At 66.6% G+C, this 26237-nt stretch carries 27 protein-coding genes; 13 read left to right on the forward strand and 14 right to left on the reverse strand.

Annotated elements, in window-relative coordinates:
• Window positions 1–2: 2 nt before the first annotated feature.
• Window positions 3–1256, forward strand: a complete 1254-nt coding sequence (locus A6A05_RS13345; RefSeq protein WP_172822280.1) for a diguanylate cyclase — start codon at window positions 3–5, stop codon at window positions 1254–1256.
• Between the two features lie 24 nt (window positions 1257–1280).
• The gene (locus A6A05_RS13350) at window positions 1281–2141 is read left to right on the forward strand and encodes a universal stress protein (RefSeq protein ID WP_068501983.1); all 861 of its coding nucleotides are present in this window, start codon (window positions 1281–1283) and stop codon (window positions 2139–2141) included.
• Window positions 2142–2209: 68 nt separating this feature from the next.
• Here A6A05_RS13350 and A6A05_RS13355 read toward each other — a convergent pair whose 3' ends face one another.
• The 7 genes from A6A05_RS13355 to A6A05_RS13385 form a co-directional block, all read right to left on the reverse strand.
• Complete coding sequence (locus A6A05_RS13355) at window positions 2210–2677, reverse strand: DUF4167 domain-containing protein (RefSeq protein WP_068501986.1); 468 nt, start codon at window positions 2675–2677, stop codon at window positions 2210–2212.
• Window positions 2678–2879: 202 nt separating this feature from the next.
• Entirely contained in the window at window positions 2880–3827 is a 948-nt protein-coding gene (prmC, locus tag A6A05_RS13360; protein WP_342670022.1) for a peptide chain release factor N(5)-glutamine methyltransferase, read from the reverse strand.
• A gap of 16 nt (window positions 3828–3843) precedes the next feature.
• Complete coding sequence (gene prfA, locus A6A05_RS13365) at window positions 3844–4902, reverse strand: peptide chain release factor 1 (RefSeq protein WP_068501991.1); 1059 nt, start codon at window positions 4900–4902, stop codon at window positions 3844–3846.
• A gap of 6 nt (window positions 4903–4908) precedes the next feature.
• Window positions 4909–6156 (reverse strand): glutamyl-tRNA reductase, encoded by a 1248-nt coding sequence (gene hemA, locus A6A05_RS13370; protein WP_068501994.1) that lies wholly within the window; start codon window positions 6154–6156, stop codon window positions 4909–4911.
• Complete coding sequence (gene hisS / locus A6A05_RS13375; RefSeq protein ID WP_068501996.1) at window positions 6153–7388, reverse strand: histidine--tRNA ligase; 1236 nt, start codon at window positions 7386–7388, stop codon at window positions 6153–6155. Before hisS ends, hemA begins: the two co-directional genes overlap by 4 nt.
• Before the next feature lie 4 nt (window positions 7389–7392).
• The gene (gene ispG, locus A6A05_RS13380) at window positions 7393–8502 is read right to left on the reverse strand and encodes a flavodoxin-dependent (E)-4-hydroxy-3-methylbut-2-enyl-diphosphate synthase (RefSeq protein ID WP_068501999.1); all 1110 of its coding nucleotides are present in this window, start codon (window positions 8500–8502) and stop codon (window positions 7393–7395) included.
• A gap of 63 nt (window positions 8503–8565) precedes the next feature.
• The gene (locus A6A05_RS13385; protein WP_082910955.1) at window positions 8566–10440 is read right to left on the reverse strand and encodes an ATP-binding protein; all 1875 of its coding nucleotides are present in this window, start codon (window positions 10438–10440) and stop codon (window positions 8566–8568) included.
• Window positions 10441–10805: 365 nt separating this feature from the next.
• On the opposite strand from A6A05_RS13385, the gene A6A05_RS13390 reads away from it, so the two are divergent.
• The 9 genes from A6A05_RS13390 to A6A05_RS13430 all read left to right on the forward strand — a co-directional run bounded on the left by A6A05_RS13390 (window position 10806) and on the right by A6A05_RS13430 (window position 19191).
• Entirely contained in the window at window positions 10806–10970 is a 165-nt protein-coding gene (locus tag A6A05_RS13390) for a Flp family type IVb pilin (protein ID WP_068502005.1), read from the forward strand.
• Between the two features lie 137 nt (window positions 10971–11107).
• Window positions 11108–11560 carry an A24 family peptidase gene (locus tag A6A05_RS13395; RefSeq protein WP_068502008.1) on the forward strand — a complete coding sequence of 151 codons (453 nt, stop codon included), beginning with the start codon at window positions 11108–11110 and terminating at the stop codon, window positions 11558–11560.
• A 12-nt stretch (window positions 11561–11572) separates the two neighbouring features.
• Window positions 11573–12451: a Flp pilus assembly protein CpaB gene (gene cpaB / locus A6A05_RS13400; RefSeq protein WP_068502011.1), complete on the forward strand. Its 879-nt coding sequence runs from the start codon at window positions 11573–11575 to the stop codon at window positions 12449–12451.
• Between the two features lie 2 nt (window positions 12452–12453).
• Window positions 12454–13908, forward strand: a complete 1455-nt coding sequence (locus tag A6A05_RS13405) for a type II and III secretion system protein family protein (protein WP_068502013.1) — start codon at window positions 12454–12456, stop codon at window positions 13906–13908.
• A 5-nt stretch (window positions 13909–13913) separates the two neighbouring features.
• A complete protein-coding gene (locus tag A6A05_RS13410) occupies window positions 13914–14585 on the forward strand; it encodes a CpaD family pilus assembly protein (RefSeq protein WP_156521055.1) in 672 nt (223 codons plus the stop codon).
• Between the two features lie 11 nt (window positions 14586–14596).
• Complete coding sequence (locus A6A05_RS13415) at window positions 14597–15820, forward strand: CpaE/TadZ family protein (protein ID WP_068502019.1); 1224 nt, start codon at window positions 14597–14599, stop codon at window positions 15818–15820.
• 16 nt (window positions 15821–15836) lie between these two features.
• Window positions 15837–17210 (forward strand): TadA family conjugal transfer-associated ATPase, encoded by a 1374-nt coding sequence (locus A6A05_RS13420; RefSeq protein WP_068502022.1) that lies wholly within the window; start codon window positions 15837–15839, stop codon window positions 17208–17210.
• Window positions 17203–18231: a type II secretion system F family protein gene (locus tag A6A05_RS13425; protein ID WP_245644298.1), complete on the forward strand. Its 1029-nt coding sequence runs from the start codon at window positions 17203–17205 to the stop codon at window positions 18229–18231. Before A6A05_RS13420 ends, A6A05_RS13425 begins: the two co-directional genes overlap by 8 nt.
• Before the next feature lie 9 nt (window positions 18232–18240).
• Window positions 18241–19191: a type II secretion system F family protein gene (locus A6A05_RS13430; RefSeq protein ID WP_068502026.1), complete on the forward strand. Its 951-nt coding sequence runs from the start codon at window positions 18241–18243 to the stop codon at window positions 19189–19191.
• Between the two features lie 23 nt (window positions 19192–19214).
• On the opposite strand, the gene A6A05_RS13435 is transcribed toward A6A05_RS13430, so the two are convergent.
• Genes A6A05_RS13435 through A6A05_RS13465 form a run of 7 tightly spaced genes read right to left on the reverse strand, consistent with a single transcriptional unit; the run spans window position 19215 to window position 24286 of the window.
• On the reverse strand, window positions 19215–19661 hold the full coding sequence (locus A6A05_RS13435) for an arsenate reductase ArsC (RefSeq protein WP_068502029.1): 447 nt from the start codon (window positions 19659–19661) through the stop codon (window positions 19215–19217).
• A gap of 2 nt (window positions 19662–19663) precedes the next feature.
• On the reverse strand, window positions 19664–20140 hold the full coding sequence (locus A6A05_RS13440) for a UPF0262 family protein (protein ID WP_068502030.1): 477 nt from the start codon (window positions 20138–20140) through the stop codon (window positions 19664–19666).
• A 5-nt stretch (window positions 20141–20145) separates the two neighbouring features.
• The gene (gene hisD, locus A6A05_RS13445) at window positions 20146–21450 is read right to left on the reverse strand and encodes a histidinol dehydrogenase (protein WP_172822281.1); all 1305 of its coding nucleotides are present in this window, start codon (window positions 21448–21450) and stop codon (window positions 20146–20148) included.
• The gene (gene hisG / locus A6A05_RS13450; RefSeq protein ID WP_156521058.1) at window positions 21434–22108 is read right to left on the reverse strand and encodes an ATP phosphoribosyltransferase; all 675 of its coding nucleotides are present in this window, start codon (window positions 22106–22108) and stop codon (window positions 21434–21436) included. Before hisG ends, hisD begins: the two co-directional genes overlap by 17 nt.
• A 49-nt stretch (window positions 22109–22157) precedes the next feature.
• A complete protein-coding gene (locus tag A6A05_RS13455) occupies window positions 22158–23207 on the reverse strand; it encodes an SGNH/GDSL hydrolase family protein (protein ID WP_068502041.1) in 1050 nt (349 codons plus the stop codon).
• A gap of 54 nt (window positions 23208–23261) precedes the next feature.
• A complete protein-coding gene (locus A6A05_RS13460; protein WP_068502043.1) occupies window positions 23262–23780 on the reverse strand; it encodes a hypothetical protein in 519 nt (172 codons plus the stop codon).
• Entirely contained in the window at window positions 23780–24286 is a 507-nt protein-coding gene (locus tag A6A05_RS13465) for an Lrp/AsnC family transcriptional regulator (RefSeq protein WP_068502047.1), read from the reverse strand. The genes A6A05_RS13460 and A6A05_RS13465 overlap by 1 nt, the downstream gene beginning before the upstream one ends.
• A 251-nt stretch (window positions 24287–24537) precedes the next feature.
• Here A6A05_RS13465 and A6A05_RS13470 point away from each other — a divergent pair, with 251 nt between their 5' ends.
• A complete protein-coding gene (locus A6A05_RS13470; protein WP_068502050.1) occupies window positions 24538–25158 on the forward strand; it encodes a peroxiredoxin in 621 nt (206 codons plus the stop codon).
• A 125-nt stretch (window positions 25159–25283) separates the two neighbouring features.
• Window positions 25284–26234, forward strand: a complete 951-nt coding sequence (gene trxB, locus A6A05_RS13475; protein ID WP_068502053.1) for a thioredoxin-disulfide reductase — start codon at window positions 25284–25286, stop codon at window positions 26232–26234.
• Window positions 26235–26237: the final 3 nt, after the last annotated feature.

A 26237-nucleotide genomic window follows, 5' to 3' on the forward strand; every position in this document is an offset into this window, starting at 1 on the left:
CCGTGAGCTTCCGCATTCTTCTTGTTGAAGATTCAGCGTTTTTCGCCGCCGCCGTGCGCCGCCAGCTCGAGACCATCGAGGGGGTGACGGTCGATCAGGCCGGCACACTGGCCGAGACCAAGGTGCTGATCGAGGCCAATCACGGCCGCTATTCGCTGGCGGTCCTTGACGTCATCTTGCCCGATTCCACCGACGCCGAGACGGTGGAACTGTGCGCCAAGCTGAAAATCCCCTCGCTGGTCTTCACCAGCATCGTGTCCGAGGATTTCCGCGAGCGACTGATGTCGATGAACGTCATCGACTACATCATCAAGGACAACCCGGCCAGCCTGTCGATCCTGGCCCAGGTCATCGGCCGCATCCTCAAGAACCGCAACACCAAGGCGATGATCGTCGATGATTCCTCGACGGCGCGCCATTATGTCGGCGACCTGTTGGCCCACTACCAGTTCCAGGTCTTCAAGGCCGCCAGCGGCAAGGACGCCCTGGACATCCTGGGCGAACATCCCGACATCCGCCTGGTGGTCACCGACTTCCACATGCCCAACATGAACGGCGTCGAGATGATCCGCGCCATTCGCCAGAACCACCCGCGCGAGGAATTGTCGATCGTCGGCATCTCGTCGGGCGGCGGCAGCGCCACGGCGGCGATGTTCATCAAGCACGGCGCCAACGACTACATCACCAAGCCGTTCCTGCGCGAGGAATTCTTCTTCCGCATCAACCAGAACATGGACACGCTGGACCTGTTGGGGGCCTACAAGAAGGCGGCCAACCACGACTTCCTGACCGGGCTTTACAACCGCCGCCATCTGACCGAGATCGGCAACAAGCTGTATGCCAGCCAACGGCGCGGCAAGCTGACCCTGGCGTCGATCCTTTTGGACCTCGATTTCTTCAAGGCGGTCAACGACGAGTACGGCCACGATCTGGGCGACGCCGTTCTGGTGGCGGTGGCCGACAAACTGCGCCAGACCACCCGCGAGACCGACATCGTCGCCCGCATGGGTGGCGAGGAATTCGGCATCCTGGCGGTCAACCTGGCGCCCGATCACGAGGAAGCCTATTTCGATCGCCTGCGCCAGGCGGTGGCCGAACTGGCGATCCCGGCCGACGGCAAGATCATCACCATCACCGCCAGCCTAGGCGTGTGCACCAAGCCGTTCGACGCCCTGAAGGACATGCTGCACGCCGCCGACAAGGCGCTTTACCAAGCCAAGGCGCGCGGACGCAACTGCGTCGTCCGCGCCGACTGACCCCGCCAATCCGAGGAGGAAGCCATGACCGCCTTCAAGACCATTCTGGTCCCCTTGGACGAGCCGTCATCCGCACCGGCCCCGCTGGAAGCGGCGTTCCTGTTGGCGGCCCGCTTCAACGCCCACGTCACCGCGCTGCACGTCCGCCCCGATCCCACCTTGATGGTCCCCCTGGTCGGCGAGGGCATGTCGGGCGCGATGGTCGAGGAGATGCTGGGCATGGCCGAGCGCCAGGCCGGCGAGCGGGCCGGCGAGGTTCGCGCCATCTACGATTCGGTCCGGCTGGGCCACCCGCTGCCCGAGGCCACTCGGCCGCCGACCGATTCCGCCTCGTGCGTTTGGCGTGAAATGACCGGCCGCGAGGACGACATCGTCACCCGCCAGGCCAGGCTGCACGATCTGATTGTCATGGCCCGCCCGATCGACCACGATTCCGCCGCCAGCAATTCGCTCAACACCGTACTGCTAGATAGCGGCAAGCCGATCTTGCTGGTGCCGTCGGACAAGCGCACCGAAATCGCCCGCCACGTCGCCATCGCCTGGAACGGCAGCGCCGAGGCGGCCCGCGCCGTCGCCTATGCCCTGCCATTGCTGGCGGTCGCCACCAAGGTCACCATCCTGACGGCGGCCGAAAAGGGGGCCGAGGCGAGCGCCGGCCAGGAACTGGCGGACTCGCTGGCCTGGCACGGCCTGGCGACCAATGTCCACACCGTCGATGCGGCCCACCATGCCGGGCCGGCCCTGCTGGACGGTGCGCACGCCGTGGGGGCGGACATGCTGATCATGGGCGCCTACACCCACTCGCGCCTGCGCCAACTGATCCTGGGCGGCGTCACCCGCCACGTCATCGGCCACGCCACCTTGCCGGTGCTGTTGTGCCATTGATGGCAACGCGATGAAAAAAGGCCGTCCCGGGAAACCGAGACGGCCTTTTTTCTTGGGCTTTTGAAACCTCAGGCGTTGGCCTGGTTGCCTTCCTCGCCGTCGGGACCGGTCTCGCCGTCGGACTCGCCGTCGCCTTCGCCGTCGCCGTCACCCTGCTGGCCCTCGCCGTTCTCGTCGTCCTCGCCGGTCATTTCCTGCTGGTCGCCCGCCGGGGTCGGCAGGTTCTGCGGGCGGCGCTGGCCGTTGCTCTGGTTGTAGGCGTTGATCAGCCGGAAATAATGCTCGGCGTGCTGATAGAAATTCTCGGCGGCGACGCGGTCGCCCTGCGACGAGGCGTCACGCGCCAGCGCCAGGTACTTTTCCATCACCTGATGGGCGTTGCCGCGAATCCGACCCTCGGGACCGTTGGAATCGAAAACCTGGGTGCGGACGTTGATGTGCCGGGGCGCGCCGCCCGAATGGCCACCGCCACCGGTATGGGTGCGATTGGGATTGCCGCCATTGCCGCGGCCGCGGGAGCGTTGCTTGGGATTCACGTGTCCTGCCTTTTCAAATTCAACGTCATGATCTTGCTCATGCGACCACCCCTGCGGACGTCATCGTCCGGAAGGGTCGACAATCCTCGATTTACCGATCGGGAACGTCTGGATCGGCGAAGGCGGAGCGGTAAGCTCGACGCCTGCGGCCTTCAACCGCAGGCACCCTAGCGGGAGTAGGGCTTCTTTCCAATCATTTTTTTTACGCAGCCGCAATAACGCAGCGGCCGATTCCGGCAAGGTCGGCGACCACATCAGCTGCGCACAGGCCGGCTTGTTCCATCAACCGGGCGACGGCGCCATCCTGCCCCTGGCCGACCTCGAAGGCGACGATGCCGCCGGGCGCGGCCAAGGCCGCCATCTGCGGCGCCAGCAGGCGGTAGCAATCCAATCCGTCGGCACCGCCGGCCAAGGCGCCGCGCGGTTCGAACCGGGCCACTTCCGGCTCGAGCGCGTCGATGTCGCCATCGGGGATATAGGGCGGGTTCGAGACGATGACGTCGAACGGCCCGGCCAGGCCTTGGCTCCAGTCGCCCAGTTGGAAACCGGCGCGGCCGTCAAGATGGTTGGCCCGCGCGTTGGCCGCCGCCACCGCCAGCGCGCCGGCCGAGCGATCGATGCCTAAGCCGGTGGCGTTGGGCAACTCGCTCAACAGCGCCAGCAGGATGCAACCGGTGCCGGTGCCAAGATCCAGCAGGCGCAGGGGGGCCGTGCGATCGGCGATGCGGGCCAGCACCGCCTCGACCAGGGTTTCGGTGTCCGGGCGCGGCGCCAGCGTGTCCTGGGTGACCGCCAGATCCAGGGTCCAGAAGCCGCGATGGCCCAGCACATGGCTCATCGGCTCGCGCGCGGCGCGCCGGGCGGCCAGTTCCTCCAGCCGGGCGGCCTGGGCTGGGCTGACGGCGGTTTCGGGAAAGGCGGTCAGCCGACCGGGGGTGAGCCCCAGCACTTCGGCCACCAGCAGGCGGGCATCGAAGCGGGAATCCGATATGCCGGCGGCGGCGAAGCGCTCGGCCAGGGCCGCCACCCAGGCGCCGGCCAATATCATCTGTTCCCCCTGCAATCCGTCACCCCCGGGCTTGACCCGGGGATCGACAGTGGCGGCATTGGTGCCGACGGGGTTATGGATGGCCGGATCAAGCCCGGCCATGACGGAAAAAGCAGGATCAATCGCCCATCTCCGCCATCCGCTCGGCCTGGTCGGCGGCGATCAGCGCCTCGACCACCTCGTCGAGCGCGGTGCCGTTCATCACCTCGTCGATCTTGTAAAGGGTCAGGTTGATGCGGTGGTCGGTGACGCGGCCTTGCGGGAAATTATAGGTGCGGATGCGTTCCGAGCGGTCGCCCGATCCCACCTGGCTCTTGCGGTTGGCGGCGCGTTCGGCGTCCTTGGCCTCGCGCTCCATCTCGTAAAGGCGGGACCTGAGCAGCTTCAAGGCGGTGGCCTTGTTCTTGTGCTGGCTTTTTTCCTGCTGGCAGGCCACCGCCAGGCCGGTGGGAATGTGGGTGACGCGCACCGCCGAATCGGTGGTGTTGACCGACTGTCCGCCCGAGCCCTGGGACCGGTAGACGTCGAAGCGCAGGTCTTTTTCGTCCAGCTGGATATCGACATCCTCGGCTTCCGGCAGCACCGCCACGGTGGCGGCCGAGGTGTGGATGCGCCCGCCAGATTCGGTGGCCGGCACCCGCTGGACCCGGTGGACGCCGGATTCGAACTTCAGCCGGGCGAACACGCCGCGCCCGGTGATGGTGGCGGTGGCTTCCTTCATGCCGCCGATGCCGGTGTCGTTGGAATCCATCACCTCGAAACGCCAGCCCCGGCCCGAGGCATAGCGCTCGTACATGCGAAACAGCTCGGCGGCGAACAGGGCCGCTTCCTCGCCGCCGGTGCCGGCGCGGACTTCCAGGATGGCGTTCTTTTCGTCGGCCTCGTCCTTGGGCAGCAGCATCAGCTGCACCTCGCGCTCAAGCCCGGGCAGGCTTTCCTTCAGCGCGTAATATTCCTCGGCGGCCAACTCCTTCATGTCGGGATCGGCCATCATCTGCTCGGCCTCGATCATGTCGGCCCGGGCCTTCTTGAGGGCGCGCACGGCGTTCGCCACCGGTTCCAGATCCGACAGTTCCTTCGACAGCTTGGCGAACGAGGCGCCATCGCCCGCCGCCAGCATGGCGTGCAGTTCGTCGTAGCGGTAAAGGACCTTGTCCAGTTGGGCTTCCAGGTTCATCTCGTCTCAATCCAATCGGAACAGGGCTTTCAGCGTCTTTTCCATCGCCTTCCACTCGGCGCCTTCGGCCGCCGCCCCCTTCATCGCCTCGGTCGGCGCATGCAGCAGGCGGTTGACCAGCAGGCGAGTGGCCAGGGCAGCATCGGTGCCGGCTTCAGCCAGCACCGCCTCGCGGCTTTCCTCGAAGCGCTGGCGCAGGGCGACGATGGCCGGCACCGCGGCGCGGCCGGCCCGGCCCTTCAGGAAGCCGTTGATCTCATTGTCCAGCACGGTGCGCGCCGCGCGCGCCGCCTGCTCGCGGCCCGAACGGCCCTCAAGCGCTACCCGCTCCAGGTCGGACAGATCGTACAGGAAGGCGCCGTCCAGGCGGTTGACCGCCGGCTCGATGTCGCCGGGAATGCCGGCATCGACCAGAAAGACCGGCTTGCGGCGGCGCTTCTTCAGGGCGGCGCCGATCATGTCGGTGGTCAGCTGGACGGTGCGCCCGCCCATGGAACAGACGACGATGTCGGCCTCGGCCAGCGCCTCGCGCAAGGTCTCGAACGGCATGACGTGGGCGTTCAGCGCTTCGGCCAGCGTTTCGGCCCGGCTGGCCCGGGGCGCGGTGACCGCCAGCCACGACAAGCCGGCCGCCAACAGGCTTTCCGCCACCAGTTCGCCCATGTCGCCGGCCCCGACCAACAGCCCCTTGGCACGGCCCAGCTCGCCATGGACTTCGCGCGCCATCTGCACGGCGGCGGCGGCGATCGACACCGGGCCTTCGCCGATGCGGGTCTCGCTGCGCACGATCTTGGCGGCGCCATAGGCGGCCTGCAGCACGGTTTCCAGTTCCGGGCCGACCGTACCGGCATCGCGGGCCAGGCGGTGGGCGGTCTTGACCTGCCCCAGCACGTGTGGCTCGCCGATCACCAACGAATCCAGCGAGGCGGTGACGGTGAAGACATGGCGAACGGCGTCGGGGCCGGCCCATTCGTAAAGCTGGCCGGACAGCGCCGCCGGGGACAGCCCGGTGCGGGCGGCAAAGGCCTCGGCCACCAGGCGGGCGCACAGATCGTCGTCGTGATGCGACGCCCACACCTCGACCCGGTCGCAGGTGGACAGCACCAGCGCCTCGTGCAGGCCGGCCGCCTTCAGTCCCCCCAGGAAGGCGCCCACCATGGCATCGTCGATGAACATCTGGTCGCGCAATGACAACGACGCCGACCGATGGTTGGCGCCCACGACAAGCAGGCGGGGGGCGTGGGCCTGGCTCATCGGGCCAGCAGATGCTCCGTCAGACGGTCCAGCGCCACCTCGGTCTGGCTGCCGCTGTCCAGGTCGCGCACGGTGGCGGCGCCGCGCGCCATCTCGTCCTCGCCCAGGATCACCACCGCCCGGGCGTCGGCCTTGTCGGCGCGGGCCATGCGCTTCTTCATATTGCCGGAAAAGCCCAGCTCGACACTGATCCCCGCCGCGCGCAGGCGGTCGGCCAGCACCATCGCCTGGGGGGCGTTGCCCATGGGAACGATGGCCACCGGACGGTCGGTGGCGGCGATGTCGCCCACCAGCATCGACAGCCGCTCGACGCCCGCGGCCCAGCCGATGCCCGGGGTGGCCGGGCCGCCCATCTGGCCGATCAGGCCGTCATAGCGGCCGCCGGCCAGCACGGTTCCTTGGGCGCCCAAAGCCGTGGTGGTGAACTCGAAGGCGGTGTGACAGTAATAATCCAGGCCACGCACCAGCCGGGGATTGACGGTGAACGGCACGCCGATGTCGGTCAGACCCTGGCACAATTGATCGAAATAATCCTTGGCCGACGGCGTCAGGCAATCGGTCATCAAGGGGGCGGCGGCGACGATCTTCTTGTCGCCCTCATCCTTGGAATCCAGGACCCGCAGCGGGTTCTTGTCCAGCCGGGCGCGGCTTTCCTCGGACAGGCCCGAGCGGAACGGGTCGAGATAGGCGATCAGGGCGTTGCGATAGGCCTCGCGGCTTTCCTGGTCGCCCAGGGTGTTCAGTTCCAGCGTCACCTTGTCGCCCAGCCCCAGCGCTTCCAGGAAGCGGAAGCCCATGGACACCGTCTCGATGTCGGCCAGGGGGTCGGCGACGCCCAGGAACTCGACGCCGACCTGGTGGAACTGGCGCTGGCGGCCCTTTTGCGGGCGCTCGTGGCGGAACATCGGACCGCGATAGAACAGCTTCAGCGGCAGTGACTGGGCCAACCCGTTCGAGATGAAGGCCCGGGCCACGCCGGCCGTGCCCTCGGGCCGAAGGGTGATGGATTCCCCTTCCTTCATCGAGAAGGTGTACATCTCCTTGGTGACGACGTCCGAGGTCTCCCCCAGGGTGCGGGCGAAGACTTCGGTGAATTCGAAGATGGGCGTGACGATCTCGCCATAGCCGTAACGGCGAACCAGCTGAAAGGCGGTGTCCTCGACGTGGCGGTGGCGCCGGGAATCGTCGGGCAGCAGGTCGTGGGTTCCGCGAACGGGTTGCAGGCCGGCCAAGATGTCACCCCTTTTGTTTCGCCGCGTCCAGGGACGCCGCCTTACGTTCCACCAATTCGACGATGTGGTCCAGCATCGCCGGACTGTCGATCTTGTGATCGGGCGTACCGGCGACATAGACCATGTGCGCCTCGCCGCCGCCGCCGGTCAGGCCGATATCGGTCTCGCGCGCCTCGCCGGGGCCGTTGACGACGCAGCCGATGATCGACAGCGTCACCGGGGCGGTGATGTGGGCCAGACGCTTTTCCAGCGCCTCGACCGTCGAGACCACGTCGAAGCCCTGGCGCGCGCAGGACGGACACGAGACGATGCGCACGCCCCTGGCCCTGATGCCTAAGCTTTTCAGGATTTCATAGCCGACCTTGACCTCTTCCTCGACCGGGGCCGACAGCGACACCCGGATGGTGTCGCCGATGCCGGCCCACAGCAGGTTGCCGATGCCGATGGCCGACTTGACGGTGCCGCCGATCAGGCCTCCGGCCTCGGTGATGCCCAGGTGCAGCGGATAGTCGCAGGCCGCCGCCAGCCCTTGATAGGCCGCCACCGCCAGGAACACATCGGACGCCTTGACCGAGATCTTGAACTCGAAGAAATCGTTGTCTTCCAGGATGCGGGCATGCTCCAGCGCGCTTTCCACCAGCGCTTCCGGGCAGGGCTCGCCGAATTTTTCCAGCAGATGCTTTTCCAGCGAGCCGGCATTGACGCCGATGCGCATCGAGCAGCCATGGTCCTTGGCTGCCTGGACGACCTCGCGCACCCGGTCGGCGCTGCCGATATTGCCGGGATTGATGCGCAGGCAGGCCGCCCCCGCCTGGGCCGCCTCGATGGCGCGGCGATAGTGGAAATGGATGTCAGCCACCACCGGCACATGGACCTGGCGGATGATGTCGGCCAGGGCCTTGGTGGAATCCTCGTCCGGGCACGAGACGCGGACGATATCGACGCCGGCCGCTTCCGCCCGATGGATCTGGGCGACGGTGCCGGCGACGTCGGTGGTCAGCGTGTTGGTCATGGTCTGGACGGTGATGGGCGAATCGCCGCCCACCGGCACCGAGCCGACATGGATCAGACGCGACTTGCGACGATTGATCTGACGATAGGGGCGCGACGACATCGGTTGATCTGACACCTGCGGGGAAGGCCGGGCGCTTGATATAGCGCATTTGGCCTTGGAAAGTCACCCCAGAGCAGGCAGGTCGAAGGTGAAGCGGCTGCCTTGGCCGACTTCGCTCTCCACCGTAATGGCCCCGCCATGGCGCTCGACGATGCGCTTGACCACCGCCAGGCCGACACCGGTGCCGGAATAGACCTCGCCGTCGCAGGCACGCTGGAAGATCACGAAGATGCGCTGATGGTTGTCAGGCGCGATGCCGATGCCGTTGTCGGCCACGCTATAGAAGCAGCGGCCGTCATCCTGATGGCCCGAGATCACCACCTGGGCCGGTTGCCCCGGCTGACGATATTTCAGGGCGTTGGCGACCAGGTTCTGCATCAGTCGTATCAACTGGCCGCGATCGCCGATGGCCGGCGGCAGGGTCCCTTCGACGCGGACCTGCCCGCCTTCCTCCTCGATCGCCAAGGACAGCACCACCAGGACCTCGGCGACCAGTTGGTTCATATCGACCGGGGCGAACTCGCCGCCCCTGGTCTCGACGCGGGACAAATCCACCAGATCGGAAATCATCCGGCTCATGCGCTGGGCGCCATCGACGGCGAAGCCCATGAACTCCACCCCGTCCTTGTCCAGACGGTCGGAGTAACGCCGTTTGATCAGGCCGAGATAGGCGCTGACCATGCGCAACGGCTCTTGCAGGTCGTGGGACACCACATAGGCGAAGTCCTGCAGATCGCGGTTCGAGCGGGTCAGGCGTTCCATCAATTCGCCGGTCAAACGCTCGCTTTCAAGCCGTTCCGAAATGTCGTCGAACACCACCACCGCACCAAGGATCTCGCCATCCTCGACCACCGGGGTGGTGCGCAGGCTGACCGCCAATTCGCGACCGTCGGCGCACAGCAGCCGCTCGGTCGAGGTCTGGCGGGCCTTGCCGGAATGGATGGTGGCGCATCCCTTGCCGTCGCCGGGACAGAAATGATCCCCCCCTTCGCCGCACAACAGCAACTTGGACAGCCCCTGGCCCCGCACCTGGTCGGCCGACCAGCCCAGCAGATGCTCGGCCGCGGGATTGAAGAACGTGATGACGCAATGGGGATCGATGCCGACGATGCCCTCGCCGACCGATTGCAGGATCAATTCGTTGTGGTGCGACAGGCGCCTGAATTGACGGTCCTCCTCGACCTCTTCTTCCAGGCGGCGGCGGGTGCGGCTGCCTGCAAACGCGATTCCGGCGACACCCACCACCCAGATGGCCCCATGGGTGGTGAATTGGGCGCGCTCGGCCTTGGCCTGGATGGCGTAGAACCCGTCCATCGGCAGGGTGACGCCAATGCCGCCCCGGATATCGCCGGCCTGATAGCCTTGGGCGGCGTGGCACTTCAGGCAACCGGGCTCGGTGATCATCGCCCGCATCAGCCGCAATTGCGGCTGGCCGTCGATGGTGACCAACTCGAGTACCTCGTCGACCTCGAAACGCGCGAACTTTTCGAGCGCGGCGCGTTCCCACGGGTCGGGCGCATTGCTGGGATTCAACGGCCTTAAGCTGGTGATGCGGCCGCGCACACCATAGGCGTCCGAGAACTCATCCATCATCTGGCGGACCATATAGGCCGGATTCATCAAGGTCAGCATCCGCCCGGACGGCAATCTCACCTCGCGGTCGGCCATGTCGGGCAGGTACGGATTGGGGGGCGTGCGTTCGTCGATCGGCACATAGACGCCGCCATGGCGCGTGCCCCAGCGGCGGAAGGAATAGTCCTTGTTGAAATGGACGCGGGCCTCGCGGGTGGCCACGTCCAGGGTCTGACGCGCCTCGTTGTGCAGGTTCCACGCCAACGAACCGCCAACCAGCGCCGACCACCCGGCCAACAGGCCGACGATCAGCGCCCGCAAGCGCCGCAGACCAGGCCCTCCCTGCCGTTCATCGAGTGAAGCCATCGTGACCCCCTGCCACGCCCCTCATTTCAGCCAGATTACGCCTTTTGTATGAGCTTCGAAAGGGGCATCGACCCTAGATGGCGACAATGAACGCTGACACCAACACGGATAACAATCAACGCACAATAAGAACATTGATATAAAATTGGATAAAATTTTATCTTATTGCCTTTTTAAATAAAACGTTCTTGAGTATTAATTAGTACAGTACTTATTCATTTATATTTTTGTTGCAACACATTCACTTATGGCATATTTTCAATATCACGGTAGTCATGAGTACACGGAACAACCCAAGTTATTCACGACACACCACCGGGGGATGGGCCTCAATTCCGAGCCCTCCGTAGAAAAGGAGAAAAGCCATGTTCATGTTCCGCAAGATCCAGAAGGACGAGTCGGGCGCCACCGCCATCGAGTACGGCCTGATCGCCGCCCTGATCAGCGTTGTCATCGTCACCGCCGTGACGGCCGTCGGCGGCGGATTGAACACCGCCTTCACCGCCATCCAGACTGCCTTGGGCGGCTGATGGCCGGGACGGGCGAAGCCGGCGGCGCCAAACGCGCGCCGCCGCCGCCCGCGAGTGGGACAGACCCTTCTGACCCTCAACTCCCCGGCCTTGGGCTTGCTCGGGGAGTTTTCTTTTTGTGAGATGGAAGCTTAGGGATGGGCGATCTCCTCACAATCGGCGCGGAAGGCGCCTTCGTGGCCATGATGCTGGCCGCGGCGTTCATCGACGGATGCAGCTTCCGGCTGCCCAATCCGCTGACCGCTGTGGTAGCGCTGGCCTTCCTGCCGTGGGCATGGATCCGTTTCGACGACCCGTGGCTGCTGCTGGTGCACCTGGCCGCCGGCCTGGCGATCATGGCGGTGGCGGCCGTGGCTTTCGCCCGCAACATCCTGGGCGGCGGCGATGCCAAATTGCTGGCCGCCTGCGCCTTGTGGACCGGCTTCGACGAACTGGGCCGGTTCCTGATCACCACCAGCCTGGCCGGGGGCGTTCTTGCCCTGGCCGTCTTGTGCCTGCCCCCGGCCGGAGAATCCCGCCGGCTGCCTTACGGCATCGCCATCGCGGCGGGTGGGCTTGATTTCTGGCTGCGCAACAGCGCGGTCCTGTAGCGGGAGGAAGCCATGCGCCCCGTCACCTTGTTCCTGGTCGTCTTCGCCCTGGCCGTGGCCGGCCTGACCGCCTTCCTGGCCAAGCGCTTCCTGGACCAGAACAACCGCCCCGTCGCCGCCGAACGGGTGCTCGAGCCGGCCAAGTCGGTTCTGGTCGCCGCCCGCGACGTCGTCGCCGGAACGGCCTTGGCCTCGGCCGACGTGAAATGGCAATCCTGGCCGGTCGATGGCGACGACACCCGCTTCCTGGTCAAGGCCGAAGGCTCGGCCGACCCGCTGGCCGCCGCCATCGGCCAGCATGTCCGCCGGCCGCTGGCGGCGGGCGAGCCGATCCGCCGCGAGCTGCTGTTCAAGCCCGGCCAGGCCGGGGTGATGGCCGGCATGCTGACGCCCGGCGCCCGCGCCGTCGCCATCTCGATTGGCGCCAACAACGCCGCGTCCGGCTTCATCTTGCCGGGCGACCGGGTCGATGTGGTGCTGACCGCCGACCTGTCGCGCCTGACCGGAGCCACCCAGCCGCAGCCCGGCATCGCCGCCAAGTTCGCCGCCGAGACCATCCTGACCGACATCCGCGTCCTGGCCATCGACCAGGCGGTCAAGCCCGGCCAGGCCACCGACACCGCCCTGGTCGGCAAGATCGCCCTGTTGGAAGTCACCCCGGACCAGGCCGAGCAATTGGCCACCGCCGGCATGATGGGCGCACTTAGCCTGTCGCTGCGCAGCCTGGCGGTCGCTCAGGAATCCGCCCCGGCGACGGGGCGCCACTACACCTCGGACACCAGCCTTTCCAAGGCGCTCTCAGCCTATGCCGGCGGCCGCCCGCAACAATCGGGTGGCGGCAGTGGAATCCGCGTCAATCGCGGCGGCAAGCTTTCGGTCGAAGGGAACTGACCATGACCCGCACGCTTCCCCTGATGGCGTTGGCGTTGCTTCTGAGCCTGCCGGCTTCGGCCTCGGAACAGCCGCCCGCCCCCCTTGCCGCCCCGCGCCCCCAGGTCAACCAGGCGCCCTTGTCGGTCATCGCCCTGAAGCCCGGCCAAAAGACACCTGGCGGCCCGGCCCGCCAGGCCCCGGAAGTGATCGGCGTCGCGCTGAACAAGACCACCCAGATCGACCTGCCGGCCGCCGTGCGCGACATCATCGTCGGCAACCCCGAGGTGGCCGAGGTGCTGGTGCGTTCGAACACCCAATTGTTCCTGCAAGGGCGCAAGATCGGCGACACCAACCTGTTCGTGATGGATTCCGCCGGCCACCTGATCCGCCGGATCGAGGTCAACGTCCATCCCGACACCGACGCGGTCAAGGACGCCCTGGCCCGCCTGCTGCCCGACGACCGCCTGGACGTGGTCGGCACCGGCGACACCCTGGTCCTGTCCGGCTCGGTGCGGTCCGACGGCGTCGCCGCCCAGGCCCGCGCCATCGCCCGGCGCTTCGTGTCGGCCGACGACAAGGTGATCAGCATGATCAAGGTCGCCGCCGACCAGCAGGTGCTGCTGCAGGTCCGCGTCGCCGAGATGCAGAAGTCGGTGCTGAAGGAACTGGGCATGACCAACACCCTGACCTCGACCGGTCTGGGCGGCGGCTTGGCCGGCTCCTTGGCGCTGTCGACCACGCCCGTCGGCCTGGGCACCGAGATCGCCGGCGTGGTCACCGCCTCGGCGCTGAACAACCTGACCAACTCGTTGCGCATGCTGGAAAAGCAGGGCCTGGTCAAGAACCTGGCCGAGCCCAACCTGATGGCGGTGTCGGGCGAATCGGCCTCGATGCTGGCGGGCGGCGAATATCCGATCCCGGTGCCCGACAAGGACACCATCAAGATCGAGTACAAGCCGTTCGGCGTGTCGCTGTCCTTCCTGCCGGTGGTGCTGGATTCCGGCGCCATCTCGCTGAAGATCGCCACCGAGGTCTCGGCCCTGTCCTCGACCAACTCGGTCCAGGTGCCGTTCAGCACCGGTACCATCACCATCAAGGCCTTCACCGTGCGCCGGGCCAATTCCACCGTGGAATTGCCGTCGGGCGGCAGCGTGATGATCGCCGGCATGCTGCAAAACGACATCGTCAGCGGCCTGAACGGCATGCCCGGCGCCATGGACATCCCGATCATCGGCTCGCTGCTCAGGTCGTCCAGCTTCCAGCGCGCCGAGACCGAGCTGGTGGTGATGGTGTCGGCCATGCTGGCCAAGCCGGTCGATCCCAAGCAGATCGCCCTGCCCACCGACGGCTTCGCGCCGGCGTCCGACATGGATCAGATCTTCCTCGGCAAACTGCACGAGGTCTACGTCAAGCGTCCGCTCGACACCCGCGGCGGCAACCCGCTGCAGGGGCCGGTCGGCTATATCGTGGAGTGACCGTCATGAAGCGCTTTCTTGTCCCGCTCGCCGCCCTGACGCTCGCCGCCTGCGCCCAGCCGGTCGATCTGGCCGACTTCGACACCCGCCTGGCCCATCCCGTCAGCGTCCACCGCACCGAGGCCCGCCTGGTGGTCCAGACGCCGCTGCCGGTCGATGATGCCCGCCGCCTGTCGGCCTTCGCCGCCGATTACCTGCGCCGGGGCGCCGGCCCCTTGGAACTGGCCGTGGTGGCCGCCGGCGAAGACGATCCCCAGGCCCGGGACAGCGCCGAAAAGCTGGCCCAGGAATTGATGGCGCGCGGCGTGCGCGCCGCCGAGATCAAGGCCCGCCTGGTGTGGGATTCCAAACCCGGCGATACCGGCATGGCGGTGCTGTCCTATCCGCACCATGTCGCCAAGGCGCCCGAATGCGGCAGTTGGACCAACCCGCTAAACTGGAACAACGGCAACCGCAACACCGACAATTTTGGCTGCGCCGTCCAGCGCAACATCGCCCTGATGGCCGCCGACCCGCGCGACCTGGAATCGGCCCGGCCGGTCTCGGGCCGCGACGGCGAGCGCGCAGCCGACATCCTGGGCAAGTACCAGAAGGGCCAGACCATCGCCGCGCCCAAGGAGGTGGGGTCCTACACCACCACCACCACCCAGACCGGCAACACCACCAGCGGCAAGTGACGAGGTTCGCCATGATCCCCAAGCTCACCCTTGACGCCTTCGCGCTTTCGCCCGCGACATCGGCCGCGCTGGAATATTTGCCGGGCGACCGCGCCTTCCTGCGCACCACCCTGGCGATCCAGACCGGCGGCATCCAGGCCGCCACCGCCCATTACGGCCGCCATCCCTCGCCCGATATCCTGGTGGTGGAATCGGGGTCCGATGCCGAAGGCTTGATGGCCGAACTCGAGGCCTTGGCCGAAATGGTCGAGCCCGGCCTGAAGGTCGTGGTCATCGGCACCGTCAACGACATCGCCATCTATCGCCGCCTGATCGGCCAGGGGGTCGCCGACTATCTGCTGGCCCCGGTCGATGGCCCCACCCTGGCCGCCAGCGTCAAGGCGCTGTTCCGCGACCCCGCCGCCGCCCCGCGCGGCCGCCTGATCGCCACCATCGGTGCGCGCGGCGGCGCGGGCGCCAGCACCGTCGCCCACAATGTCGCCTGGGCGCTGGCCGACGGCGCCGGCCAGGACGTCGTGCTGGTCGATCTGGACCTCGCTTTCGGCACGGCGGCGCTGGCCTTCAACCTGGAACCGCGCCAGTCGGTGGCCGAAGCCCTGTCCCAGCCCGACCGTCTGGACGGCGTGCTGCTGGACCGCTTCATGGTCGAACGCGGCGACCATCTGAAGGTGCTGTCGACCGCCGGCAACCTGCGCGACTTCCCGGTGGTGACGGTGGACGCGGTGGAAAAGCTGGTGGACCTGGCGCGCCAGTCGGCGCCCATGGTGGTGCTGGACCTGCCGCATCTGTGGACCGACTGGACCGTCGCCCTGCTGGCCCAGGCCGACGAGGTGCTGGTGGTGGCCCGTCCCGACCTTGCATCCTTGCGCGATTGCCGCAACCTGCTGGACCAATTGTCCGCCCGGCGCGGCGGCGAGACCGGCCTGCGCCTGGTGCTGAACCAGCGCGACGCCGCCCGCAAGGTCCAGTTGACCGCCGCCGATTTCCAGGACACCTTGAAGATCAAGCCGACCGCCTGCCTGGCCTATGAGCCGCAGGCCGTGGGCGAGGCGGCCAATGCCGGCCAGATGATCGCCGAAAGCTGCGGGCGCAACCACCGCTTAAGCCAGGCCTTCACCGATCTGGCCGCCACGATCGCCGGCCGCCCCCTGCCGGCACGAGCCGCCAAGGGTCTGTCGGCCGACCGTCTGAACGAGTTGTTTCGCCGCCTGATCCCCGCCAAGGCCACCGCCTGATCGAAGGATTTCATCGATGTTCGGCCGCCGCGCCAGCCCCGCCCCCTCTCGACCCGCCGCGCCGGTGCGCGACGACAAGGTCGTGGCGGCGGCGCCGGCTGCGGTGGCGGCCGAGCCCGACCAGCGCCTGCAGGCCCTGAAGGCGACCGTCTTCGCCGACCTGATCGACGCGGTCGATGTCGCCGAACTGGCCCGGCTGGATCGCGGTTCGGTGCGCGAGGAAATCGGCGACATCATCGCCGAGATCATCACCATGCGCCAACTGACGCTGTCGGCGGCCGAGCAGCACAGTGTGGTGGCGGAAATCTGCGACGACGTGCTGGGCCTGGGGCCGCTGGAGCCGCTGCTGGCGCGCGACGACATCGCCGACATCATGGTGAACGGCTATGACAAGGTCTATATCGAGACCGACGGCCAGATCCAGCTGACCGACATCAAGTTCCGCGACAATGCCCAATTGATGAATATCTGCCAGCGCATCGTCTCGGCGGTCGGCCGGCGCGTCGATGAATCCAGCCCGATCTGCGACGCCCGCCTGGCCGACGGCTCGCGCGTCAACGTCATCGCGCCGCCCTTGGCCATCGACGGCCCGACGCTGACCATCCGCAAGTTCAAGCGCGACAAGCTGACCTTGGAAAAGCTGGTGGGCTTCGGCTCGATCAATCCGGCCGGGGCCAGGCTTTTGCAGATCATCGGGGCGTGCCGCATCAACACCATCGTCTCGGGCGGCACCGGCTCGGGCAAGACCACGCTGCTCAACTGCCTGACCCGCTATATCGACGAGGGCGAGCGCATCGTCACCTGCGAGGACGCCGCCGAGCTGCAATTGCAGCAGCCCCACGTGGTGCGCCTGGAAACCCGTCCGCCCAACCTGGAAGGGGTCGGCCAGATCACCATGCGCGACCTGGTCAAGAACTGCCTGCGCATGCGGCCCGAACGCATCATCGTCGGCGAGGTGCGCGGCCCCGAGGCGTTCGACCTGTTGCAGGCGATGAATACCGGCCATGACGGGTCGATGGGCACCATCCACGCCAACAACCCGCGCGAGGCCATCAGCCGCATCGAGAACATGATCGCCATGGGCGGCTATAACCTGCCGGCCAAGACGGTGCGCGAACACATCGCCGGCGCCGTGCAGGTGATCGTCCAGGCCGCCCGCCTGCGCGACGGCTCGCGCCGCATCACCCACGTCACCGAGGTCATGGGGATGGAAGGCGAGGTGGTGACGCTGCAGGACCTGATGGTGTTCGAAATCACCGGCGAGGACGCGCAAGGGCGCATCCTGGGCCGGCACCGTTTCACCGGCCTGCGTCCCGGTTTCTGGGAACGGGCCCGCTATTTCGGCCGCGAGCGCGAACTGGCCGAAGCGTTGGAGGACAGCCATGCCTGACCGCCAAGCCAACATGGTGCTGGACAGCCTGATCGAGGTGCTGAGCCTGGTGCCGACCTCGGTGCTGATGCTGGTGTTGGTCCTGTTGGCGGCGCTGATCGCGGCCGGCGCGCTGATGGTCCAGCACCTGACCGGGCCGCGCGCGCGCCTGAAGCGGCGCATCGGCGCCATTACCGGTCAGGGCGACAAGGCCCGCCCGCTGGCCGCCGGCCCCAGGAAACGCAACGTCGCCGCCAAGCTGAAGGCGGTCGAGGAAACCCGCCAATCCACCAGCCGCACCGGCCGCCTGCGCCAGGCGCTGATCCATGCCGGCCTGACCATCACGCCCGCCCGCTTCGTGGTGATGTCCATCGCCGCTGGCCTTAGCTTGACCGCATTGTGGTGGCTGGCCCGCCTGCCGGCCCTGGGCCTGCCGCTGATCCTGGTCTCGGGCCTGCTGGGCCTGCCGAAACTGACCTTGAGCATCCTGATCAACCGCCGCCGCGCCAGCTTCAACGCCTTGTTCGCCGACGGGCTGGACATCATCATTCGCGGTGTGCGTTCGGGCCTGCCGCTGGGCGAGTGCCTGATCATCGTCGGCCGCGAGATGCCCGACCCGGTCGGCGAGGAGTTCCGCCTGATCACCGAGGGCGTGCGGCTGGGCCTGACGCTGGATGAATGCCTGGCCCGCACCGTCGATCGCATGCCGACGCCGGAATTTCGTTTCTTTTCCATCGTGCTGTCGATCCAGCAGACCACCGGCGGCAATCTGGCCGAGACCTTGTCCAAGCTGGCCGACGTCCTGCGCAGCCGCAAGAAGATGCGCGACAAGGCCCAGGCGATGTCGAGCGAGGCCAAGGCCTCGGCCGGCATCATCGGCTCGTTGCCCATCGCGGTGGGCTCGCTGCTGGCGGTGATCGCGCCGCAATATATCGGCCTGCTGTTCACCACCAATGCCGGCAACCTGATGCTGGCCGGCGGCGGCCTGATGATGTTCATGGGCGCGCTGGTGATGCGCCGCATGATCCACTTCGACATGTAGGAGGCGGCGATGTCCCTGACCCTGCCCGACCTGATCACCGCCCTTTCCTTCCTGGCCGCCTTTTCGTCGGTGCTGGCGGTGGGCCTGCCCTTGCTGATCCGCAGCCAGCGCGGCTCGCGCCTGAAGGCGGTGGCCGCCCAGCGCGAGACCTTGTCGCAATCGCGCCTGGCCGGCTTCAACACCCGTGCCCGCCTGCAGCCCCATCGCCATGAAGGCCTGGTCAAGGCCTTGCTGGCCCGGCTGAAGCTGTCGGCCTGGCTGGACGACCGCAATCTTCGCCGCCGCCTGGCCCAGGCCGGCTGGCGCGGGCCGTCGACCATGCTGAACTTCCTGTTCGCCCGCCTGGCCTGCCCGGTCGGCTTCCTGGCTTTGTCGCTGCTTTATGTCTCGGGGGTGTTCGCCGACAAGCCGACCATCATGAAGCTGGCGATGGTGGCAGGCGCCACCTGGTTCGGCGCGGTGCTGCCGGCGATCTTGCTGACCAACGCCATCCAGAAGCGCCAGCAGGTGCTGACCCGGGCCTTCCCCGACGCGCTGGACCTGATGGTGATCTGCGTCGAGGCCGGCCTGTCGATCGAGGCCGCCTTCGCCCGCGTCACCGCCGAAATGGCCGACAGCAGCCCTGAAATGTCGGAAGAGATCGGCCTGACCGGGGCGGAACTGGCCTTCCTGTCCGACCGCCGCCAGGCCTTCGAGAATTTCGCCGACCGCACCGGCCTGGCCGCGGTGAAAAGCCTGACCACCACCTTGCTGCAGGCCGAGAAATACGGCACGCCGGTTTCGGTGGGCTTGAGGGTCTTAAGTCAGGAAAACCGCGACGCCCGCCTGACCGCCGCCGAGAAGAAGGCGGCGGCGCTGCCGGCCAAGCTGACGGTGCCGATGATCCTGTTCTTCCTGCCGGTGCTGTTCCTGGTCATCGCGGGGCCTGCGGGGATTCAGGTGGCGGGGATGATGAAATAAAGGGGTTCGGCAGAACGCCCCCCCTATTCCCGCGACATCCCCGCCGGCGGGAAACGGTCGCGGATGTGGCGCCACAATTCGTCCCGGACCTGGCGATAGGCGTCCAGCCGGGTCTCGCGGCTGCCTTCCACCGCCGTCGGGTCGAAGGTCGGCCAGTATTCCACCTCGCAGGCGAAGTGGCGGACCAGATCGACCGCCTTGTGCTGGGCCTCTGGGCTCAGCGACACCACCACGTCGAAGCTGGAATCCTCAAGATCGTCGAAGGTCCGGGGCTTGTGGCGCGAGACGTCGATGCCGATCTCGTCCATCACCGCCACCACGAAAGGGTCCAGCTCGCCATGCTTGACGCCCACCGAATCGATGAAGATCCGCTTGCCGTGCAGGCGTTTCATGATCCCCTCGGCCATCGGCGAGCGGACGGAATTAAAGGTGCAACAGAACAGGACGGCGCCTGGAAGGTCTGCCGCCATGACTATCCTCGGATATGCAGAACGCAGATCAACGTGAACAACCGGCGCGCGGTGTCGAAATCGACATCGATCCGCCCGGCCAGGCGGTCGCGCAGCAATTCCGAACCCTCGTTGTGCAGGCCGCGCCGGCCCATGTCGATGGCCTCGATCTGCGACGGCAGCGCCGTCTTGATGGCGCTGTAATAGCTTTCGCAGACCAGGAAGTAATCCTTCACGATCGACTGGAACTGCCGTAGCGGCAGCGGCACCTGGGTCAGCGGCTGGTCGTCGGGCTGGCGGACGTCGAAGATCAGCCGGTTGTCCTCGAGCCGAAGATGCAGATGATAGGGACCCGTGAAGTCGCCGCCCTGGGGAGCGAAATAATTCTCCTCCAGCAGGTCGTAGATGGCGATGTTGCGCTCGTGCTCGACCTCGGGCTTCCTGCGCACCATGGTCTTTTCGTCGAGCTGGATGTGACCCAGCCGTTGCCGATGCGGCATTTGGGTCAGCTCCTGGGAATGTTCAGGCGCAGCGCCACAGACAGGCCGTGGGCGCCCAAGCCCTCGGCCGCCGCCAGCGCCACCGCCGCCGGGCCGATGGCCCGCAACGATTGGGCGTCGCAGCCCAGCAGCGTGGTCCGCTTCATGAAGTCGTGCACCCCCAGCCCCGACGAGAAGCGCGCCGAGCGCGCCGTCGGCAGCACATGGTTGGGGCCGCCGATATAATCGCCGACCGCTTCCGGGGTATAGCGGCCCAGGAAGATGGCGCCGGCATTGGTGACCTTGGCGGCCAGGGCGTCGGGGTCGGCCACCGCCAGTTCAAGATGCTCGGGCGCGATGCGGTCGATCAGGGCCACCGCCTGGTCCAGGTGGGACACGGTGACGATGGCGCCGTGGGCGTTCCAGCTTTCCCGCGCGATGGCGGCGCGCGGCAAGGTCGCCAGATGGGTCTCGACGGCAGCGGCGACGCGCTCGCCGAAGGCCGCATCGTCGGTGATCAGGATGCTTTGGGCGGCGGTATCGTGCTCGGCCTGGGAGAGCAGATCGGCGGCGATCCAGGCCGGGTCGTTGGCGCCATCGGCCACCACCAGGATTTCCGAGGGGCCGGCGATCATGTCGATGCCGACCGCGCCGAAAACCTGGCGCTTGGCGGCGGCGACATAGGCGTTGCCGGGACCGACGATCTTATCGACCAGGCGGATGGTCGCCGTGCCATAGGCCAGGGCGGCCACCGCCTGGGCACCGCCGATGCGGTAGATCTCGTCGATGCCGGCCAGCCGGGCGGCGGCCAACACCAGCGGGTTCAACTGGCCGTCGGGGGTGGGAACCACCATCACCAAGCGGCCGACACCGGCCACCTTGGCCGGGATGGCGTTCATCAGCACCGAGGACGGGTAGGCGGCGGTGCCGCCCGGCACATACAGGCCGGCGGCCTGGACGGCGGTCCAGCGGCAGCCCAGCCGTACGCCGGCCGCATCGGTGTACTGATAGCCCTCGGGCAATTGGCGGCGGTGGAAGTCGCGAATCCGCTCGGCCGCCAGTTCCAGCGCGGCCATCAGCTCGGCCGGCACACGGGCCAGGGCGGCATCGACCTCGGCGGCGGGGATGGCCAGGCCCGAGGGCGTCAGGCCGGGCAGCCGGTCGAAGCGGGCGGTATAATCGATCAGCGCCTGGTCGCCCCGGGCGCGGACATCGGCGATGATGGCGGCGACGGAATCATTGACGTCGGCGGCGGTCTCGCGCTTGTCGTCCAGCAGGGCGGCGAAGGCCTGCTCGAAGTCGGCGGCGGCCGCGTCAAGCCGCTGCATCACGGCCCTCGCAGGCATTGCGGAAGGAATCGATCCAGCCGGTCATCTCGGCCGGACGGGTCTTCAGGGCGGCGCGATTGACGATCAGCCGGCTGGTCACCTGGGCGATCACCTCGACCTCTTTCAGGCCGTTGGCCTTCAAGGTCGATCCGGTCGAGACCAGATCGACGATGCGCGAGCACAGCCCCAGCGACGGCGCCAACTCCATGGCGCCGTTCAGCTTGACGCACTCGGCCTGGACGCCATGCTCGGCGAAATAGCGCCGGGTCACTTCCGGGTATTTGGTGGCGATGCGGACATGGCTCCAGCGGCGGGGATCGTCGGTCAGGGCCAGATCCACCGGCTCGGCCACCGACAGGCGGCAAGCGCCGATGCCCAGGTCCAGCGGAGCATAGATTTCCGGATAATCGAATTCCATCAGCACGTCGTTACCGGCGATTCCCAGATGAGCGGCGCCGAACGCCACGAAGGTGGCGACGTCGAACGAGCGCACGCGGATGATGTCGATATGGGGATGGTTGGTGGCGAACCGCAACAGGCGGGTCTTGGGATTGTCGAACTCGGCCTCGGGCTCGATTCCGGCGGCGCGCACCAGGGGCATCGCTTCGTCGAGGATGCGTCCCTTGGGCAGGGCAATCACCAGCTTGTCGTCCATCACCACGGTCACCTGACTCCAAAAAGGGGAGGTATTCTTACCTTTAATCCAAACGCTATACCAGTCCCGCGAGGCGTTCGGCCAGCCAGCGGCCGATCTTGGCCGCCCCTTGCGGAGTGTTGTGCAGGCGGTCGTAGAAGTCGCCTTGCTCGAACACCAACTCGCGGGCGAGGTCCAGGCACAACAGGCCTTCGTCGCGGCACACCTGCACGGTGGCGCGGTTCATCTCGGTCAGCAGGCGGTAATGATCGATCCCGTTCAGTCCGTCGGCGGCGGCCAGGCCCTGCACCTTGCCTCCGACCACCCGGTAATCGCCGCGCGGCTGGGTGACGAAGACCGGCACCGCCCCCATGGCGTGGATGCGCTCGGCCAGCAGCGCCAAGCGCTTGCGGTAGGATTCTGGATGCGAGGCGGTCTGATCGGACCGCCAATCGGGCTTGTTGGGCACGTCGGTCCATTGTGCCTTGGACCAATCGACCGGCTCGTGGGTCAGGCGCGCCCGTTTGGCGGCGACCAGCCCGGTCAATCGGTCGATCAGGCCCAGCACGGCGCTTTGCTGGCGGATGATCTTGACCAGCGATTGCTGCTTCAGGTCATCGACCCACGCCCCGGTGATGTGGATGTCGTTGATGCCGGCATAGACGATGACGAAGCGCGGCTTCAGGCCCGGCACATGGGGCAACCATTCCTCCATGGCCTTGAGGTGGCCGATGGTGCTTTGGCCATCGATGCCTGCATTGGCCACCACCACGCCGTCGCGGCCCAGTTCGACCAGACGCCGTTCCATCACCGCCAGCCAGGTCTGGTCTTCCGGCAAATAAAGCTGGTTGGTGGTGCTGCCGCCGATGGTGACGATGTTGACCCGGGCCGGATCGACCTCGCCGCGAAAGCCCCAGCGGTCACGGCGGAACGGGTGGGTGCCGCCGCCGGCATAAAGGCTGGAGGCATCGACGGTCGTCGCCACCCCGCGCGGCAGGCCCAGCTTGTCCAGCGGATCCGAGGACAGCCACGTCCCGAACCACAGCTCGGCCGCCGCCACCAGGGCCAGCAGCACCAGCAGGTTGATGGCGACGATCTTGAGTATCTTGGCAGCCTTGGCGAACATCGCCGGGTTATACCGCCGATGGGGGCCGTGGGCAATCGGGCTGGGCGGTGGGGCCTATTTCTCGATCAGTTCGAGATTGGCCTCGAAGTTCAAGGTCACCGGGCAGGGCGAGCGTTCCTCGCCGCCGACCTTGCAGATGGCCGGCCAGGCCCCGGCATTGCCGACGTCCAGTTTCAGGTATTGCGCCAGCTTGCACGAATAGATCCGCTCGATCGACTGGCCGGGGGCCACCTCGGCGGTCGGGATCAGCCACGAATTCAGCGGCACCTTATGGCTGTCGAAGGTGTGGATCATCAGGAACAGGCCGACCTTCTCGGTGCCGGTGTTGAAGGCGCGGGCCAACAGGCGGCACGCGCTGCGTTCCGGCACGCCGGGATAGCTGACCTGGGTGATGGCGACGCGGAAGCCGCCGATCGGGTCAAGCACGGTGGGGGCCGGCTTCAGCATCCGCTTCTGGATGGCGATCGAGGGCGGCGCCGGCTTGTCCGCTCCGCCGCCACCACCCGCCGCCCAGCCGGACATCGGCAGCAAGGTCGCCACCAGGACCGCGATCCAGGCGGCGGACCCGCGCATCAGCGCTCGTCCTCGTCGACTTCGGGACCGGCCTCGACATCGATGGGGATGCCCGGCTGGTGCTTGGAATTGCGGATGGCCAAGCTGCTCTTGACGTGGCTGATGTTGGGAGCCGCCGTCAGCTTGGTGGTCAGGAAACGCTGATAATCGTCCCAGTCATGGGCGACGATCTTCAAAAGGAAATCCGTCTCGCCGGCCAGCATGTGGCACTCGCGCACCTCGGGCCAGGCCAGCACCAGTTCCTCGAACGCCTTGAGATCGGCCTCGGCCTGGCTGTTCAGACCGACATGGGCGAAAACGGTGACGTTGAAGCCCAGGGCGTGCGGCTCGATCTCGGCGTGGTAGCCACGGATGTAGCCCGCCTCTTCCAGGGCGCGGACACGGCGCAGGCAGGGCGGCGCGGAAATGCCCGCACGCCGCGCCAATTCGACGTTGGTCATCCGACCGTCGGCTTGCAGATCCGCCAGGATACGGCGGTCGATCCGGTCGAGCTTGACCCGTTGCATTCAAGGGACTCCAAAAGGACGGTGTTTCACGAAATTATATTACCAAGCCTTCGCGCATCCGCCAAGCCCGCGATTCCGCCGACGCGAACTATTCCAACAAAGCCCGGGAAAGGTCGCTTCGACGGAAAGGTCTACCCAATCAGGGGATGGGAGCCACTTTACAATCATTCCACCTTGTACAACCACCGCGACCCAGCTAGATTATCGTCTCTGAATTCGCTTAACCCCATTTTGTATATGGAGACCGAAGGATGTCCGACGCCGTCAATCCGCTGAGCCTGGTGACCAAGGCCGCCCCCGACTTCACCGCGCCCGCCGTCATGCCCGACAATTCGATCGAGCAGGCGTTCAACCTGAAGTCCTATCTGGCCGGTTCGTATGGCTTGGTGTTCTTCTACCCGCTGGACTTCACCTTCGTCTGCCCGTCGGAAATCCTGGCCCACGACCACCGCGTCAAGGCCCTGGCCGAAAAGAACTGCAAGGTCGTCGCGGTGTCGGTCGATTCCCACTTCACCCACCTGGCCTGGAAGAACACTGCCGTCGAGAAGGGCGGCCTGGGCAACGTCCAGTTCCCGATGGTCGCCGACCTGACCAAGTCGATCGCCAAGTCCTATGGCGTGCTGATCAACGACGCCGTGGCGCTTCGCGGTTCGTTCCTGATCGACAAGGCCGGCAACGTGCAGGTCGCCCACGTCAACAACCTGCCGCTGGGCCGCAATGTCGACGAGATGCTGCGCCTGGTCGACGCCCTGCAGTTCCATGAAGAGCATGGCGAGGTCTGCCCCGCCGGCTGGCAGAAGGGCAAGGCCGGCATGAAGGCCAACCCGGCCGGCGTCGCCGAATACCTGGCCAAGCACGCCGGCGAGCTGTAATCCCCCTTTCAACAAGGGTCGATCCGAAAGGGCGCGAGTCACTCGCGCCCTTTTTTGGTTGTGCGCCGGCTTGCACGGACGCCGCCCTCGACTTATTCTCAGGCGATAAATCAAAGGGAATATCCATGGCTACCCATCGCACCAAGGTCCTGATTCTCGGTTCCGGTCCGGCCGGCTGCACCGCGGCGATCTACGCCGCGCGCGCCAATCTGGAGCCCATCCTGGTCGCCGGCCTGCAGCCGGGCGGTCAGTTGACCATCACCACCGATGTCGAGAATTTCCCCGGCTTCGCCGAAGCGGTCCAGGGCCCCTGGCTGATGGAGCAGATGCAGGCCCAGGCCGAGCATGTCGGCGCCCAGTTCCTCTACGACACCATCGTCGAGGTCGATCTGTCCAAGCGCCCGTTCGTGGCCAAGGGCGATTCCGGCGACGAATATATCGGCGACACCTTGATCGTCTGCACCGGCGCCACCGCCCGCTGGCTGGGCATCCCGTCGGAAAAGACCTATCAGGGCTTCGGCGTGTCGGCCTGCGCCACCTGCGACGGCTTCTTCTTCCGCAACAAGGAAGTGGTGGTGGTCGGCGGCGGCAACTCGGCGGTCGAGGAAGCCATCTACCTGTCGGGCATCGCCTCGAAGGTGACCTTGATCCATCGCCGCGATTCGCTCCGCGCCGAAAAGATCGCCCAGGACCGCCTGTTCGCCAACCCCAAGGTAGCCGTGGTGTGGGACAGCGTCGTCGATGAGATCCTGGGCTCGGGCACACCGCCGGTGGTCACCTCGGTCCGCCTGAAGAACGTCAAGACCAACGCCACCAGCGAACTGTCGTGCGACGGCGTGTTCGTCGCCATCGGCCATTCGCCCAACACCGAATTGTTCAAGGGAAGGGTGACCATCGACGACGAGGGTTATATCATCACCACCCCCGGTTCGACCGCCACCAACCTGCCCGGCTTGTTCGCCGCCGGCGACGTTCAGGACAAGGTGTTCCGCCAGGCGGTCACCGCCGCCGGCACCGGCTGCATGGCTGCGCTCGAGGCGGAACGCTTCCTCGCCGCACATGGACATGGGTCTTAAGTT

Origin of the sequence: Magnetospirillum moscoviense, assembly GCF_001650635.1 — a bacterium.
Lineage (GTDB): Bacteria > Pseudomonadota > Alphaproteobacteria > Rhodospirillales > Magnetospirillaceae > Magnetospirillum > Magnetospirillum moscoviense.